This is a genomic window from Staphylococcus sp. GDY8P72P, from assembly GCF_016890655.1.
In the GTDB taxonomy this organism is placed as follows: domain Bacteria; phylum Bacillota; class Bacilli; order Staphylococcales; family Staphylococcaceae; genus Staphylococcus; species Staphylococcus arlettae.
On sequence record NZ_JAFEQJ010000014.1, the window covers coordinates 71,247 to 86,652 of the forward strand.

A 15,406-nucleotide genomic window follows, 5' to 3' on the forward strand; every position below is an offset into this window, starting at 1 on the left:
ACAGTATGCTAATTTGTGAGAATGTCTCGAAATCATTTAAAGATGGCAATCAGATAATAGAAGCGGTCAAACCTACTAGTATTACGTTTCAACAAGGAGAATTAAATGCCATTGTTGGCCCATCTGGTTCTGGTAAAAGTACGTTTTTAACTATAGTAGGTGCTTTACAAACACCGACATCTGGAGAAGTTACTATTCAAAATCAAGCTATTTCTATGATGAATCAAAAACAACTTGCACGTACACGGTTACAAGAAATTGGATTTATTTTACAAGCGACGAATTTGGTGCCCTTTTTAGATGTGAGTCAACAGTTCAAATTATTACGTAAACAAAAACAAGAGGTTATGTCTCAAAGTGAATATAACAACCTGATGACTCAGTTGGGGTTAACAGGCGTGCAACACAAATTACCAAGCGACATCTCAGGTGGTCAAAAACAACGTGTAGCTATAGCCAAAGCCTTGTACACTAAACCATCCGTAATTTTAGCTGACGAACCAACAGCAGCTTTAGATACCGAAAATGCGATTGCTGTCATGGAGATTTTACAGCAACAAGTGAAAGCACTGAATAAAACTTGTATTGTTGTGACACATGATGAGCGCTTAACAGAGTATTGTGATCATGTCTATCATATGGAGGACGGCGTACTTACAGAAAAGTAAGGTACTAGGAAATACTTTTCTGTGGAATAGCCTTGTATTCTGGACTTTTAATTTAATGACAAACAATAATTAAGTGTTCCGGACATAAATATACCTGACTAAAAATAAACGTCAATTTCTATTGAGAAAATATAGAAATTGACGTTTATTTTAGTTTTATAAAATTTTGTATACTTAATGATATTAAGAAATAACCAAGTTCTTGGTTAACTTATTGTACTAATTTTTTAGCGTGCTGACGCCCGAAGGGAAATAGTGTGAGAATACAGGCTAAGGCAGTGCCCGCGGAATGCGTGCACAGAAACTGCCAACAAAGTCAGAGACTTTATAGACAGTCTTAAACAAAGTCTAAATTCAATTTCACATCGACTTTATGTGATAATTGTCATTTGATTTATATAACATAATAAACACTATCGATTTCAATTCATAAATTATAATATTGGCAGTGATTTGGGGCGACTCCTGCGGGAAGAGCACTAGCCGAAGACTACAGGCTAAGGCAGTGCCCGCGGAATGCGTGCACAAAAATTGCCAACAAAGTCAGAGACTTTATATATCTTGTTATAGATGTCATTACGATAATAAACGAATTATATTATTAATAATGATTATGCTAACAATTAACACAATAATACTCGACACTTTATTCAACAGTAAGATGTATTTACCAGTCTTATCTATTGAGCCTAGTAATTTTCCCAGTATAGCTAGTAAGATAAACCATAACCACGATACAAGAATAGTAGCCAGACTAAATAATAGTTTATCTGAGCCAGTATAGACTGATGCGCTAGTGCCAATTACACCAATAGTATCCATGATGGCATGTGGATTCAATAATGATACGGACAGCGCAAACCCTATTTGTTTTTTAGCTGACATTGAGTGTTGTTGAGCCAAATTATTTGGTTGTTCATGCCAAAGTGACCAAGCCATATAAAATAAAAATATCAAGCCGATAATATAGATAACTAATTGTAATGCAGGTAAAGACATTAAAACTAACGAAACGCCCAAAATCGCTAAGATAATAAGTAACGTATCACAAAGACCGGCAGTGACGATGACAGGCACGGCATGTATTAATTTGCGATGGTTTGCCCCCTGATTAAAGACAAAGACATTCTGTGCACCTAAGGGTAAAATGAGCCCTAAAGCGAGTAAAAAGCCGTGTAGTATAGGTTGTAACATAATATGCCTCTACTTTCATGAAGTATTTTAAACCGATATAAACCAACCAGATTGGATGGTTGTAGCTATAATGGAATGTGAATTATAGCTAATATGGTTATATGATACAATAACTATTATTCAAATAAACCAACCAGTTGTGAATTAAAATCCCAACCAAGGGAGAGTGCAAAATGAAGCAAGCAAAGTACCAATATATTGTTGATGATATTTTAGCGCAAATGACTGACAATAGCTTACGGCCAGGAGATAAATTACCTAGTCAACGTGTACTTGCGCAACAGTATCGAGTTAATCGTTCTACAATCATAGAAGCATTTGATATTTTGGAAAGTTACGGTGCAATAGATCGCATCGAAAAACGTGGTGTCTACGTTTCGCAGTACAAATGGAATCAATATGTTAAAGATAATATACGGTGGCATGATTATTTTGGCCATAGCAGGTCACAAAATAATCAATATTATATTCGCAAAATTAATGAGTTAGAATTTGATACACACTTAATACGCACGGGAACTGGTGAATTAGAACCAGAATTAATCCCTAATGATTTGTTTAAAGAGATAATCGCACAAGATGTGGAAGGCGCGTTAACAACTAATTACGAACCACCGAAAGGGAAATTAGCTTTACGTCATGCTGTTGTCGAGCATTTGGCACGCAAAGGCATTAGTTGTAATGTTGAGCAAATTTGTATCGTGTCAGGTGCGTTACAAGGGTTGAAGTTAATTGCCGATGGTTTATTAGTACCACAGTCTAAAGTATTAATTGAAACCCCATCGTATATTAATTCTGTGCATACGTGGCATAGTATGAAAGCAAAGATGTTACCGATACAAATAGAAACAATAGAACAACATATTAATCATATTTTTCGTGCAAATAGTGAGTATAAGCATAGTATATTTTACTGTATTCCAACGTTACATAATCCTACACAACATACGTACAGTAAGACACAAAAGCAAAAAATTATTAATCAATGCCAACAACAAGGTATACCTATCGTTGAAGATGATGTGTATGGTGATTTATGGTTTGAGGGTGACAGACCGTTACCAATGAAGGCGCTCGACAATAACGATAATGTATTATATTTAGGAAGTTTATCCAAAACGGTAAGTCCTGGTTTGCGTGTAGGTTGGATTGTCGGTGATGAGCGTGTCATTAGTCATTTAGCAGATTTGAAAATGCAAAATGACTATGGTGCCAGCTCTATAGCACAATTTATCGCCCAAAAGTGGTTAACAGAACCTAAATATTATCATAATCATTTAATACAATTACGGCAGAGATTACAGCGTAAAAGTGCACATTTTATTCAATGTTTAGAAACATATCTAGCTGATTGTGGTACATGGCAACAACCTCAAGGCTCTTTTTATATTTGGTTTCAGCTGACGGTACCTATAGATATGAAAACACTATTCAACCAAGCGCTTGAGCAAGGATTAATTATTTATCCAGGTGAAATTTATGACAATGAAGCCAAACTATATTTACGTTTTTCTTACGCCTATATCGCTGAACAAGATATGGAGCCAGCCATTCAATGTTTGGCAGAATTGATAATGCAGCATCAACATTAAGGGCAAATGACCTATTTTGTGAAAATGAGGAGCTCCATGTTGACTGTTCTTTTTACTATTATTTGAAAAATGATATTTTATACTGTCAAGAGGCTAGGACAATATTGATTCGTCCTAGTCTATTTTCATATGGGCAGTAGCTGACTGTATTGAAAATGCGCTTCAAACCAAGCTTTTTTCAATGCTAGTCATCCTTGCCGGGGTGGGACGACGAAATCATTTTTTCAAAATCAGATTTCTGTCCCACTCCCTTTTGTGTAGACGTTAATTATAATTATCAGTTATATCTAATGATTATCAATTTAATCAACAAAATAATATAAAATTATCGACAATACAGGAAAAGTTGATATAATAGATTATAATAATTACAAAAAAGTAATTGTTATAAAGTGTATAACTAATGAGCGATTATGTGTGACGGTTAAATCATAAAGTGGAGCTCGTAGTTATAGCTTTAAATATGATTACACGTAAAGTGTACGCGCGACACATCGTTATCATAGAGACATCAATATATAGAATCGAGAAGGAGTATAGAGATGAATAATAAATTAACAGGTTTATTCGGGACACCCGTTTCAGATAGAGAAAATAGTATGACAGCTGGTCCAAGAGGGCCTTTAGTAATGCAAGATTGGTATTTCTTAGAGCAAATGGCACATTTTGATAGAGAAGTTATTCCAGAACGTCGTATGCACGCTAAAGGATCTGGAGCTTTTGGTACGTTTACTGTAACAAATGATATTACGCAATATACTTGTGCAGATATCTTTTCAGAAGTTGGTAAACAAACAGAAATGTTTGCACGCTTTTCAACGGTAGCTGGTGAACGTGGTGCTGGTGATGCAGAACGTGATATCAGAGGTTTTGCCTTGAAGTTTTATACTAAAGAAGGGAACTGGGACTTAGTTGGTAATAATACGCCAGTCTTTTTCTTTAGAGATCCTAAGCTATTTCCAAGTTTAAACCATGTCGTGAAACGAGATCCAAAAACAAATATGAAAAACCCACAAAGTAATTGGGATTTTTGGACATTGTTACCTGAAGCATTACACCAAATCACTATTTTGATGACTGATAGAGGTATTCCAAAAGGTTATAGACATATGCATGGATTCGGCTCACATACATATTCAATGTATAATGCTGAAGGCGAACGCTTCTGGATTAAATTCCACCATAGATCTCAACAAGGTATTGAAAACTTTACAGCAGAAGAAGCAGAACAAGTTATAGCAAAAGATAGAGATTCATCACAACGTGACTTGTTTAATGCTATAGAAGAAGGGAATTTCCCTAAATGGAAAATGTATATTCAAGTTATGACAGAAGAACAAGCACGTAACCATAAAGATAATCCATTTGATTTAACTAAAGTATGGTATAAAGATGAATACCCATTAATCGAAGTAGGAGAATTTGAGTTGAATCGTAACCCAGAAAACTACTTCCAAGATGTAGAGCAAGCAGCGTTTGCACCAACTAATATCATTCCTGGTTTAGATTTTTCTCCAGATAAAATGTTACAAGGTCGTTTATTCTCTTATGGTGATACACAACGTTATCGTTTAGGTGTGAACCATTGGCAAATACCAGTCAATCAACCTAAAGGTGTTGGCGTAGAAAATATTTGTCCATTTAGTCGCGATGGTCAAATGCGTATTTTGGATGGCAATCAAGGTAGCAGTACACATTATTATCCAAACAGTTACGATGCCTTTCAAGATCAACCACAACACAAAAAACCTGCATTAGAACTGGAAGGCAGTGTTTACGAACATGATTTCCGTGAAGATGATGATAATTATTTCGAACAACCTGGGAAACTATTCCGTTTATTATCAACAGAACAACAACAAGCATTATTTTACAATACCGCAAATGAAATGGCACCCGTTACTGATGAGTTGAAACATCGTCATATTAGACATTGTTATAAAGCAGACGTACAATATGGTCAAGGCGTTGCACAAGCAATGGGTATAGACATCAATGACGTAGATCTAGAAAAAGCAGATTAATCTATAGATGAGGTGAGAGCATGATTTTAGATAATGTAAATCCGGATGATTTATATCCTACAGAAACAAAAGGACCAGCAGTACTAGGTGACATGCCTTATACGATACAAGGTACAGAACATATATACCAAGGTGCATATATTGCAACGAATGAACGTTTAATTTTAAACGTAGATATGGATGGTCAATTTTATTATAGAAGTATTCGTTATGATGAATTACAACATATTTCACATGATGAGTCTTCAGTAGAATTACGTTTTGATATCGGTGCCTTTCCTATTTCTAACATTGAAAAAGGGGATATAGTAGCTTTTGTTGACTATGTAAAAGCACAAGCACAACTGTAAATAAATACAAAAAGCTTAGCAATCTGTCGTGGTACTGAACCCTTAAAATGGGAGCTTAATAAAAACACTATTTTCTAGGCTGCTAATTCCCTATATTCTATAGGGGATAAGTAGCCTAGTTTTTGTTGAATTCTTACTTTATTATAATTTTCAATGTAATTTTCGACAATATCTATTACAATGTTATTAGAGCTCTTGAGCTCTCTGTCTAAATAGAATGTTTCACACTTTAGCGAGGAATGGAAACATTCGATTGGGGCATTATCAGCTGGCGTTCCCTTACGGGACATGCTTCTGGTAATGCCTTTTTCTTCGCATAATTTATAATATTCATATGATGTATACACACTACCTTGATCGCTATGAAGTATACATCCACTAGGCAGTTCTATTTGATTTAATGTATCATTAACTAACTTTTGGTTTTGTTGAGTTCCAATCGTACAAGCAATAATTTCTCCGTTATATAAATCCATGATTGAAGATAAATACAACATCGTTTTACCGAAGGGTAAATAAGTAATATCTGTAGTAAGTATCTCTAATGGCTTTTCTGTTTTGAAATTTCTATTGAGGAGGTTTTCCGTTTTATAGTATGTACTTCCTGGTTTTTTAGATTTTTTCATTCGTACTTTACAATTTAAATTGTGTTTCTGCATAATTCTTTGTACTTTTTTATGATTAATTGTTTTATTAAATTTTCTGTTTATAAGAGCAGTTATTTTTCTATACCCATATATAAAACGATGCTTCTTACATAATTGTATAATTTCATGTTCTGACTCAGACATTGTAAAGTCTTTATTTTTCCATCTATAATAATTAGATTTTGGAATATTTATAACATCTAAAATTAGATTTACGTTATATTTAGACTTCAATTCTTTTACCAATTCAATAACTACTTCAGGGACTACTTCCTTTCCAATTCCTTGTACTTTTTTAAAACATCAATTTCAGCTTGTTGTCTCTTGTTTTCTATTCTTAATTTTTCTTCATTATTCAATTGTTCAATACCTTTGCCATATGAATACTGTTTACCAACTTGTTGATGAAACCTATGAGTTTCACCATTTCTATACCACTTCCACCATGTTTTCACTTGGGAACAGTTTCTAATATTAAGTGTATCCATAATTTCTTTAGTACTATAACCTTCAATTTTCATTTCTACTGCCTTATTTTTGATTTCTAATGAATAAGCAACTCTTTTCATAGAAAAAACACCTCCGTATAAATTCATTTTATATGAATTCAACGAAAGTGTTTTTATTTTATTCCCACAAATTGGGGTCAGTTCATCGTGGATTGCTAGGCTTTTTTTAATTAATCTAATGTTTGAGTTTTAGGGAATTTGTATTTCATCATCCAGCTAAAGAATAGCACGATCAATGATATAACAATTAAAATAATAAGATATATCACTGCATCATGATATGGTATTGCTCCTGTGAAGCCGAAGATACTTTCTCTAATTCCTTTAATCACATAAGTCATAGGTAAGATAGGGTTCAGGAATTGGAAGAAACCATTTGACGTTTCAATTGGGAATGTACCTTCACTTGAACCTAATTGTAAGATTAATAACATCAAGGCTAAAAACTTACCGACATTACCTAATAGTGTTGTTAATGTAGTGACAAGGAACATTGAGGCTAAGCCCCATAACACAATTAAAAATGTGAATCTTACAATATCGTCGATTTCGATTTGGAAGACAAAGACAAGGAACAGCGTTAGGATTGCACTAGTCACAATACTTTGAATTAGGAAGAGTAAAAATTTACTGATAAACGTTTGCACGACAGAATTGCGTGTTAGCATATTTTTGCCCACTGGGTATACAGCACTGAAAGTTATAGCGCCGACAAATAAGCTCACAGCAATAATGTATGGTGCGAAACTTTGACCATAGTTTTCAACTTCAGTAACATCTTGTTGCTTCATATTTATTGGATCTGCAACATACTCTGCATTTTTTTCTTCAAAATGTGTATCTGAAGACTGTTGCATATTTGCTTTAAGGTTATTATTTAATTTTTCATTGTTTTCTTGTAATGAAGCTAAACCGTCAGTCACTTGGGTATTGCCTTGTGCAATTTGACCTACTGCATTTGGGTTTAAAGGTTTCAGTTGTTCTAAACCAGCTTGCACTTGTTGGTTACCATCTATCAACTGTTGTTCAGCATTATTCATGTCATCTAAGGCTTGGATTGTTTGTTCATTACCTGCGATTAACTTTTTCATATTGCTGAATACTTCCTTAGTATAAGTGCTACGAATTTCATCGCTTAATTTTTGTTGGATACCTGTTGCTGATTGGCCACCGATATTAGCACCGATATAATTATATCCAGGATTAGTTTTCACTGTGATATTAGCTTTTTCGGGTTGTTCATCTAATAGTGTGCTTGCTTTTTTAGAAGTGTTTGCTGGTATCTCTATATAAGCAAAGGATTTCCCTTTATCGATATTTTGTTTCGCTGCTTTACTATCTTTATGAAATTGCCAATTAAATTTATCATTTTTTTTCAATTTATCTTCGAGTTTATTACCAATATTAATATGTTCTCCATTGATTTTGGCTCCGTCATCTTTATTGACAATATCTACAGTTAAAGACCCTGTTTCATTATATGGATTCCACATCGACCCGATAAAGACAGCACTATAGATTAACGGTATTAAAGCTATGGCAATCATAGAAACGAGTTGGAAAGGGTGTTGTTTTAAGTATTTTAAATCTGCAAACATAACTGTTCACGTCTCCTTTAAATAGTTGTGCACCTTGTATATAATACATTTTTAGTTTACAGGGGTCAACAACTTTGCGTAATTAAATTTAACAAAATTAAAACACTAAAAGAACTGTGTTGACGGGCCAGTATATGGTAACGCTAACACAGTTTTTTAGTGCAATAGTAATTTTAGTCAACGATAAAGGCGTGCTGTTTTAAATCAGTGATCGCATTGTCTAAAATTTTTTCGGTGTGTGCAGAAATGGTATGTAAATGCACGCCTTGCGTAAGATTAGCGAGCATTTGACCTTGGTATTTCGTCATTTGTGTTAAAAATTGTTGTAAATCTTCGTTAGTTTCAATCATTAATTTTGCTTTGATGGTGCCATAAACAGGATGGTCTATAGCTACATCATCTATCATTGCCCCGTTATCTAAAATGATTTGTAATTCTTGAGCCATCCTATCGCGTGTATGTTGGCAGGCGATGACACGTTTGAATGATTTACCTTGAGGTTCTTGATTGAGAATATAACCTTTACTTGTGGCATGTATAGTATAATCTTGTGATTTTAGTACCGAAATATCTTTGACGATAATTTGGCGAGAAACAGCAAAGTGTTCGCTAAGTTGTTTGCCACTCAGCGGTGTAGTAGCTGATTCAAGTAAATGTAAGATTTGAGCTCTACGCTTATTAGGTGTATCCATAGCTTTCGTCTCCTTGAATAAGTGTGTGTAAATGTTGGAAACACGTCGCAATATCTTGTTGAGTCGTATATTTTGAAAATGATAAACGTAAATATTGGTCGTGTACATGATTAGGTATTGTCTTTATTTTAACCTGTAAACCGTGACTTAACAACATACCATGACCACAAGCGGTACCGGTAGATACACAGATGTTTTTACTGGCGAGATACTGCATGACATATTGCCCTTCGAATTGCGGTGAGAGGAGCGCTAAAATATGTGGCGCAGTTTGATCGTACTCAATAGGAGTGAAACCTGAGGCTATCGCTTGTTGTAGTGCAAAAGATTTGATTTGACTAAGATAATCGCTATGTGTATCTATAGATAGTGCTTTAGTCATCGCAACTATACTTGGTGTATCTATTGTGCCATTTTGTGTCGCAGATTCATGTAAGTAATGGCTGTTTAATGGTTGAATGTAACTATGGTCTATCAATAAAAATCCTGCACCTTTCGTACTGTGAAATTTATGACCTGAACCTACATAAGAGGTAATAACATCTAATGCGAGGTTCGGTACTTTGGTAATTGCTTGTACGCCATCGACATGGACCGGAATAGCAAATTGGTGCGCTAAAGTTGCAATTTCACTAACTGGTAAAATATATCCTGTTTCTGAATTAACATGCTGCATGATAATCAAGGCAACATCATCTGTTAATAGATGTTGTGTTGCACTGACATCAATAGCACCGTCTGCTGTTAAAGGTAGCGTCACGATATTAAAAACATCTTCGTAAGGTGCTAATGCTGCAGCGATTGATGGATGTTCATAAGGCGATACTAAAATTTGGGTTTTAGTTGTATGCTCCAAATAACTGCGGATAGCAATGTCATTAGCATGAGAGCCACTGCGCGAGAAAATAACTTCTTTATCAGTATGAAAGTATTTTTGAATATAGTAACGACATGATTGTAAAAGCTGTGAGACATGTAAACCACCCACATGTAAACTTTCGCTATTATAAAAAGCGTTGGTTTGTGTATCGTTGAAAATCGTTAATATTTGAGAATCAGGTTGTGTAGTTGATGCATTGTCTAAATAAATCATAGGCTTACCTCACTTGTATTATAATCGGAAATATGTAAATATATGTGTATACTAAATGTAACATAAGTGTAAAGTTAGGTGTAAACATGAAAAGAATTATTTTAATTGGCAGTGGTCTTGCTGCGCTATCTTTTATTGAAGCATTAGAAGAATATGTACACGTTATTTGTCTTACTAAAGACAGTAAAACTACAAACAACAGTTATTTAGCTCAAGGAGGTATTTGTTTTTCAAAATACGAACATGACTCTGGTGCATCACATGCGCAAGACACATATGAAGCTGGTCATCTTTTAGGTGACCAGCGTGTGATTACGTCGATGATTTGCGCCAGTTATGAAGCTATTCAAAAATACATAAATCAAGGTATCAACTTTGATCGACAAGTAGACACTCACGATTTTGACTGGGCTTTAGAAGGGGCACATACGGTACCACGCATTTTACATATAGGAGGAGATCGTACAGGGTACGGCTTAATGCAACATCTAACAGCATGCCTGACTCGACATTCGCACATCACTACTTATGAGCAAGCTGAAGTCATTGATTTAGTGCATGATAGAGACGGCAAGATATGTGGTGTCTATATGTTTGATCAGAATAACGAATTGCAACAAATATTAGGACATGAAGTTGTATGTGCAACCGGAGGATATAGTAATATTTTTCGTCATAATTCTCATGCTGCATCGACAGTCAGCTCGGGTCATATTATTGCTTTTCATCATGGGGTGCCATTACGGCATATGGAGATGATTCAATTTCATCCTACATTATTAGGTACGCCAACCAACAATTATGGCTTGATTTCTGAAGCGGTTCGAGGAGAAGGCGGTATTTTAAAGAATGCACAAGGCGTTCGCTTTATGGATGATTATCATCCTTTGGGTAGCTTGGCACCTAGAGACATTACAAGTAGGGCGATCTTCGAACAGCACCAACAATGCTATATAGATATTCGTCAGGTACGGGGTTTTAAGCAAAGATTTCCCGGGATATATCAACAAGCACAACGCTATTGCTCAGATGATTATTCGCAAGGATACCTACCAGTAACTGTTGGTGCACATTATACAATGGGGGGTATTAAAACAGACCTAGCAGGCCGTACAAATTTACCTCATTTTTATTGTATTGGTGAAGCAAGCAATACTAACTTTCATGGTGCGAACCGTTTGGCAAGTAATTCTTTATTGGAAGCTATTGTAATGGGGCAACATTGTGCTGCAGTGATTAATCAACAGCCCAGCCGTCCACTCGTAGATCCTCAACCGTCGTTAGTGCAGATACCTAAAATTTCTGAGGCTGTGTTAAAACCACTACAAGCAGAAAGCGAGGCTATACTTGGGATTGAACGACATGGAGCGTGTATGACAGGTTATTTAACACGTTTACATCAGGCTTTAGAGCAAGCTGAGCATATCACTCTAACTCAACTTACACCCACATTGTGGCAACGCTATGTCAGAGTAAAAATGTTAGAAATCATCTGTGAAGCTGCCTTACATCGTACAGAATCTCGAGGTGCACATTATCGGTTAGATAAACCAAAGATGCAAACAGCATTACAACAAATAGACATTGAAATTGTAAAGGGGGAAGACATGCATGCTCAACATATTAAGCGTACAAGAGAAAATCAAACAGTTTTACCTGGAAGATAATCATTATGGTGACTTAGCAACGAGTATTTTTGACACAACACAACGTGGCACTATGAATCTAATTGCCAAAGAAAGCGGAATATTTTGTGGTGAGGTCATATTACACAATAGTTTTACATTGTTAGAACCAGAAATAGCTATTGAGTTATATATTGACGATGGCGATCAAATACAACATGGACAACATATTGCTAAGATTAGCGGCAAAATACAAACGTTACTCACTATGGAAAGAATTGTCTTGAATTTAATTCAACGCATGTCCGGTATAGCAACTAAGACACACCAGATGGTTGAGCTTATTCAGCATACATCAGCACAATTAGTTGACACTCGTAAAACTACTCCCGGATTGGGCATGTTTGAAAAATATGCGGTACGCGTTGGGGGTGGGGTAAACCATCGTCGCACACTTAATGATGGAATTATGTTGAAAGATAATCATATCGCAGCACAACAATCATTAAGTACAGCAGTGGCTATGGCACGTCAATTGCAAGGACCGATGGATAAAATCGAAGTAGAAATAGAAGATGAAACGATGCTACAAGCAGCAATAGCAGCAGAAGTTGATGTGATTATGTTTGATAATCGACAACCAGCATGGATTGCGGAACAACTGTCACATGTGCCAAAACATATCAAAACAGAAGCTTCTGGTAATATTCAACAACATAATATTGTAGCTTATGCCGAAACAGGTGTGGATTATATTTCTGTAGGTTCACTCTTTTATGCGACACACGCACTCGATATTTCAGCAAAGGTGGTTTTATAATGTTTAATCCAATATTAACGGATGCACAAGCGTTACCAGAATACTATTTACAACTTTCAAATCAAGAATTAGAAGAAAAAATTTGGCGTATTAAGGAACAATTAGGGTCACAGTTGTTTATGCCAACCCATCACTACCAAAAGGATGAAGTTGCACAATTTGCAGATGTTATGGGAGACTCATTAGAATTGGCAAGAATTTGCCGCACGAATACTGAAGCGCGTTATTTTGTGTTTAATGGTGTACATTTTATGGCGGAAACTGCAGATATTTTGACGTCTGAGGATCAACATATATATTTGCCTGACTTGTCAGCTGGATGCTCGATGGCAGATATGGCAAACATTACACAGGCACAGTATGGCTATCATTATTTAACAGAAATGTTAGGAGATAATATTTTACCGTTAACATATGTTAATTCTACAGCAACGATCAAACAGTTTGTGGGTGAACATGGAGGGTCATGTGTGACCAGTGGCAATGCAGCTACAGTCATACAATGGGCTTTGGATCAAGGGCAGCGTATTTTATTTTTGCCAGATCAACATTTAGGTCGTAATACTGCCTATCAGCTTGGTGTGGATTTAACCGAAATGGCCGTATGGAATCCTTTGACTAAGAAATTAGAATACGATGGCGATAGTGACAATATTAGAGTTATTTTGTGGAAAGGTCATTGTTCCGTACATGAAAAGTTTCATGTTAGTCATATTAAACAAGCACGTCAACGTAACCCACACGTGAATGTTTTAGTACATCCAGAATGTACATTCGATGTGGTCCAAGCAGCAGATTATGCTGGTTCGACTAAATATATCATTGATAAATTAAATGATGCACCACAAGGGAGTGAATGGGTCATCGGTACAGAAATGAATTTAGTAGAGCGTTTGAAAAAGCAACACCCTGAATTAAATATTCGTTCATTGAATCCGTTGATGTGTGCGTGTTTGACGATGAATCGCATAGATTTACCACATCTCGCATGGTGTCTGGATAAAATTCAACAAGGTGATTTATCGAACCGTATCGCAGTCGATAGTAACGTGGCACATAGTGCCAAACAAGCTTTAAATCGAATGTTAGAATTAACCTAATATAAAAAAATCAGCACCGTTCTCAGAGTTGTGAACGGTGCTGTTGTATTAATGCGTAGAACTTGTATGATTATATTGTTGTTCTGATAATGTATTATCTTTACGCCAAACATTTTCCAACTCTTCGAGTGTTTTACCTTTGGTTTCAGGTACAAATTTCCACACGAATAAGCAAGACAATAAACTCATTAAACCATAGAACCCATAAGTCATAGTTCCACTAATATCCATCATTGAAGGATATGTAGAAGTGATTGTAAAGTTAGCTAACCATTGAACTGCTACTGCAATTGCCATTGCACTACTACGGATACGATTAGGGAAAATTTCTGAAAGTAAAACCCAAATAATAGGTCCCCAACTCATCATAAATGATGCTGTATAAATGACCATGAAGACTAAAGTGATGACACCGAAAGCTCCATTTGCAGCTAAAATGCTCATGCCTAACATACCAATAGTCATTCCTGTAGAACCGATAATTAATAAAGGTTTACGTCCAAATTTATCGACATATATTATAGCAATTAAAGTGAAAATTACATTAACTAATCCCATTACGACAGTTTGAATCATTGAAGCATTACTTCCAGCACCTAAATTTTCGAATATACGTGGTGCATAATATAAAGCTACGTTAATACCGATAAATTGTTGGAAAACTGACAGTAATATACCGACAATCACAACGGTTTTACCGAAACTAAAAAGTGGAGCTTTAACGTCTTTAGTATTACTTTTAGTAGATAAAATCTGATTTAGTACATTTTGTGCATGTTGCTTTGATGAATAAATTTTATTTAACACAGTTAGTGCTTCTTGCTGTTTATTGACTAATGTTAAATAGCGTGGTGTTTCAGGTACAAAGAACAATAACAAGAAAAAGATTACAGAAGGAATGGCAGCTGTCATAAACATATAGCGCCAACCGACAGCATCAATCCATTGTTGTGTCTCTCCGTGTGTAATACCAAAGTTTACAAAGTAAACTACCAACATACCAAAAATAATAGCAAATTGGTTCCACGAAACTAAAGTTCCTCTTATCGCAGATGGTGATATTTCACTAATATACATTGGTGAAATGGCAGAAGCCAATCCAACTCCGATACCTCCTAAAATACGATATAAATTAAACATAATTAACAAACCGACACTAGAGTTTCCCGGATCAAAAAATAAAAATTCTGGATAACCCGATAATAATGATGAAATGATAAAAAGTATTGCTGCAACTTGTAACGATTTTTTACGCCCTAAATAACTTGAAAAACTTGATGACAGTAGGCCACCGATAATACAACCTATGAGCGCACTTGAAACTGTTATACCGTGAATAAAACTACCATATTGTTGAGTTAAATATTTTTGTAGTGATTGTTCTGCTCCGGAAATAACAGCAGTATCATAACCGAATAGTAAACCTCCAAGTGTTGCTATTAAAGCGATTTTAAAGATGAATTTTTTATTATCATAATTAGACATGTCCCCATC

Annotated in this window: 13 protein-coding genes; 7 read left to right on the forward strand and 6 right to left on the reverse strand. The window is 35.5% G+C overall.

Annotation, left to right across the window (positions count from 1 at the left end):
- The first annotated feature begins 5 nt into the window (after positions 1 to 5).
- A complete protein-coding gene (locus JVU85_RS07005) occupies positions 6 to 668 on the forward strand; it encodes an ABC transporter ATP-binding protein (RefSeq protein ID WP_002509620.1) in 663 nt (220 codons plus the stop codon).
- Positions 669 to 1,244: 576 nt separating this feature from the next.
- On the opposite strand, the gene JVU85_RS07010 is transcribed toward JVU85_RS07005, so the two are convergent.
- Positions 1,245 to 1,862: a LysE/ArgO family amino acid transporter gene (locus JVU85_RS07010; RefSeq protein WP_107376739.1), complete on the reverse strand. Its 618-nt coding sequence runs from the start codon at positions 1,860 to 1,862 to the stop codon at positions 1,245 to 1,247.
- A 173-nt stretch (positions 1,863 to 2,035) separates the two neighbouring features.
- Between JVU85_RS07010 and JVU85_RS07015 the strand changes: the two genes are divergently transcribed.
- The 3 genes from JVU85_RS07015 (at position 2,036) to JVU85_RS07025 (ending at position 5,828) form a co-directional block, all read left to right on the forward strand.
- Positions 2,036 to 3,454 carry an aminotransferase-like domain-containing protein gene (locus JVU85_RS07015; protein ID WP_142019998.1) on the forward strand — a complete coding sequence of 473 codons (1,419 nt, stop codon included), beginning with the start codon at positions 2,036 to 2,038 and terminating at the stop codon, positions 3,452 to 3,454.
- A gap of 542 nt (positions 3,455 to 3,996) precedes the next feature.
- On the forward strand, positions 3,997 to 5,478 hold the full coding sequence (locus tag JVU85_RS07020; protein ID WP_167868062.1) for a catalase: 1,482 nt from the start codon (positions 3,997 to 3,999) through the stop codon (positions 5,476 to 5,478).
- Positions 5,479 to 5,498: 20 nt separating this feature from the next.
- Positions 5,499 to 5,828, forward strand: coding sequence for a hypothetical protein (locus tag JVU85_RS07025; protein ID WP_204172201.1), 330 nt, complete (start codon positions 5,499 to 5,501; stop codon positions 5,826 to 5,828).
- Positions 5,829 to 5,902: 74 nt separating this feature from the next.
- On the opposite strand, the gene JVU85_RS07030 is transcribed toward JVU85_RS07025, so the two are convergent.
- The 4 genes from JVU85_RS07030 to JVU85_RS07045 form a co-directional block, all read right to left on the reverse strand.
- Positions 5,903 to 7,044, reverse strand: a protein-coding gene (locus JVU85_RS07030) for an IS3 family transposase (protein ID WP_204172202.1) whose coding sequence is annotated in 2 segments (ribosomal slippage) — positions 5,903 to 6,774 and positions 6,774 to 7,044 — 1,143 coding nt in all. Because the reading frame shifts where the segments join, the coding sequence is not laid out codon by codon here.
- Between the two features lie 110 nt (positions 7,045 to 7,154).
- Positions 7,155 to 8,582, reverse strand: coding sequence for a YhgE/Pip family protein (locus JVU85_RS07035; RefSeq protein ID WP_204172203.1), 1,428 nt, complete (start codon positions 8,580 to 8,582; stop codon positions 7,155 to 7,157).
- A 173-nt stretch (positions 8,583 to 8,755) separates the two neighbouring features.
- Positions 8,756 to 9,274 (reverse strand): transcription repressor NadR, encoded by a 519-nt coding sequence (locus JVU85_RS07040; RefSeq protein ID WP_002509613.1) that lies wholly within the window; start codon positions 9,272 to 9,274, stop codon positions 8,756 to 8,758.
- The gene (locus tag JVU85_RS07045) at positions 9,261 to 10,367 is read right to left on the reverse strand and encodes a cysteine desulfurase family protein (RefSeq protein ID WP_002509612.1); all 1,107 of its coding nucleotides are present in this window, start codon (positions 10,365 to 10,367) and stop codon (positions 9,261 to 9,263) included. Before JVU85_RS07045 ends, JVU85_RS07040 begins: the two co-directional genes overlap by 14 nt.
- Positions 10,368 to 10,453: 86 nt before the next feature.
- Between JVU85_RS07045 and JVU85_RS07050 the strand changes: the two genes are divergently transcribed.
- Genes JVU85_RS07050 through nadA form a run of 3 tightly spaced genes read left to right on the forward strand, consistent with a single transcriptional unit; the run spans position 10,454 to position 13,912 of the window.
- Complete coding sequence (locus tag JVU85_RS07050; RefSeq protein WP_204172204.1) at positions 10,454 to 12,034, forward strand: L-aspartate oxidase; 1,581 nt, start codon at positions 10,454 to 10,456, stop codon at positions 12,032 to 12,034.
- Entirely contained in the window at positions 11,979 to 12,812 is an 834-nt protein-coding gene (nadC, locus tag JVU85_RS07055; RefSeq protein ID WP_103388609.1) for a carboxylating nicotinate-nucleotide diphosphorylase, read from the forward strand. Before JVU85_RS07050 ends, nadC begins: the two co-directional genes overlap by 56 nt.
- Positions 12,812 to 13,912, forward strand: a complete 1,101-nt coding sequence (gene nadA / locus JVU85_RS07060) for a quinolinate synthase NadA (RefSeq protein WP_002509609.1) — start codon at positions 12,812 to 12,814, stop codon at positions 13,910 to 13,912. The genes nadC and nadA overlap by 1 nt, the downstream gene beginning before the upstream one ends.
- A 48-nt stretch (positions 13,913 to 13,960) precedes the next feature.
- Here the strand turns inward: nadA and xylE are convergent, their stop codons facing one another.
- Positions 13,961 to 15,397, reverse strand: coding sequence for a D-xylose transporter XylE (gene xylE, locus JVU85_RS07065; RefSeq protein ID WP_204172205.1), 1,437 nt, complete (start codon positions 15,395 to 15,397; stop codon positions 13,961 to 13,963).
- Positions 15,398 to 15,406: the final 9 nt, after the last annotated feature.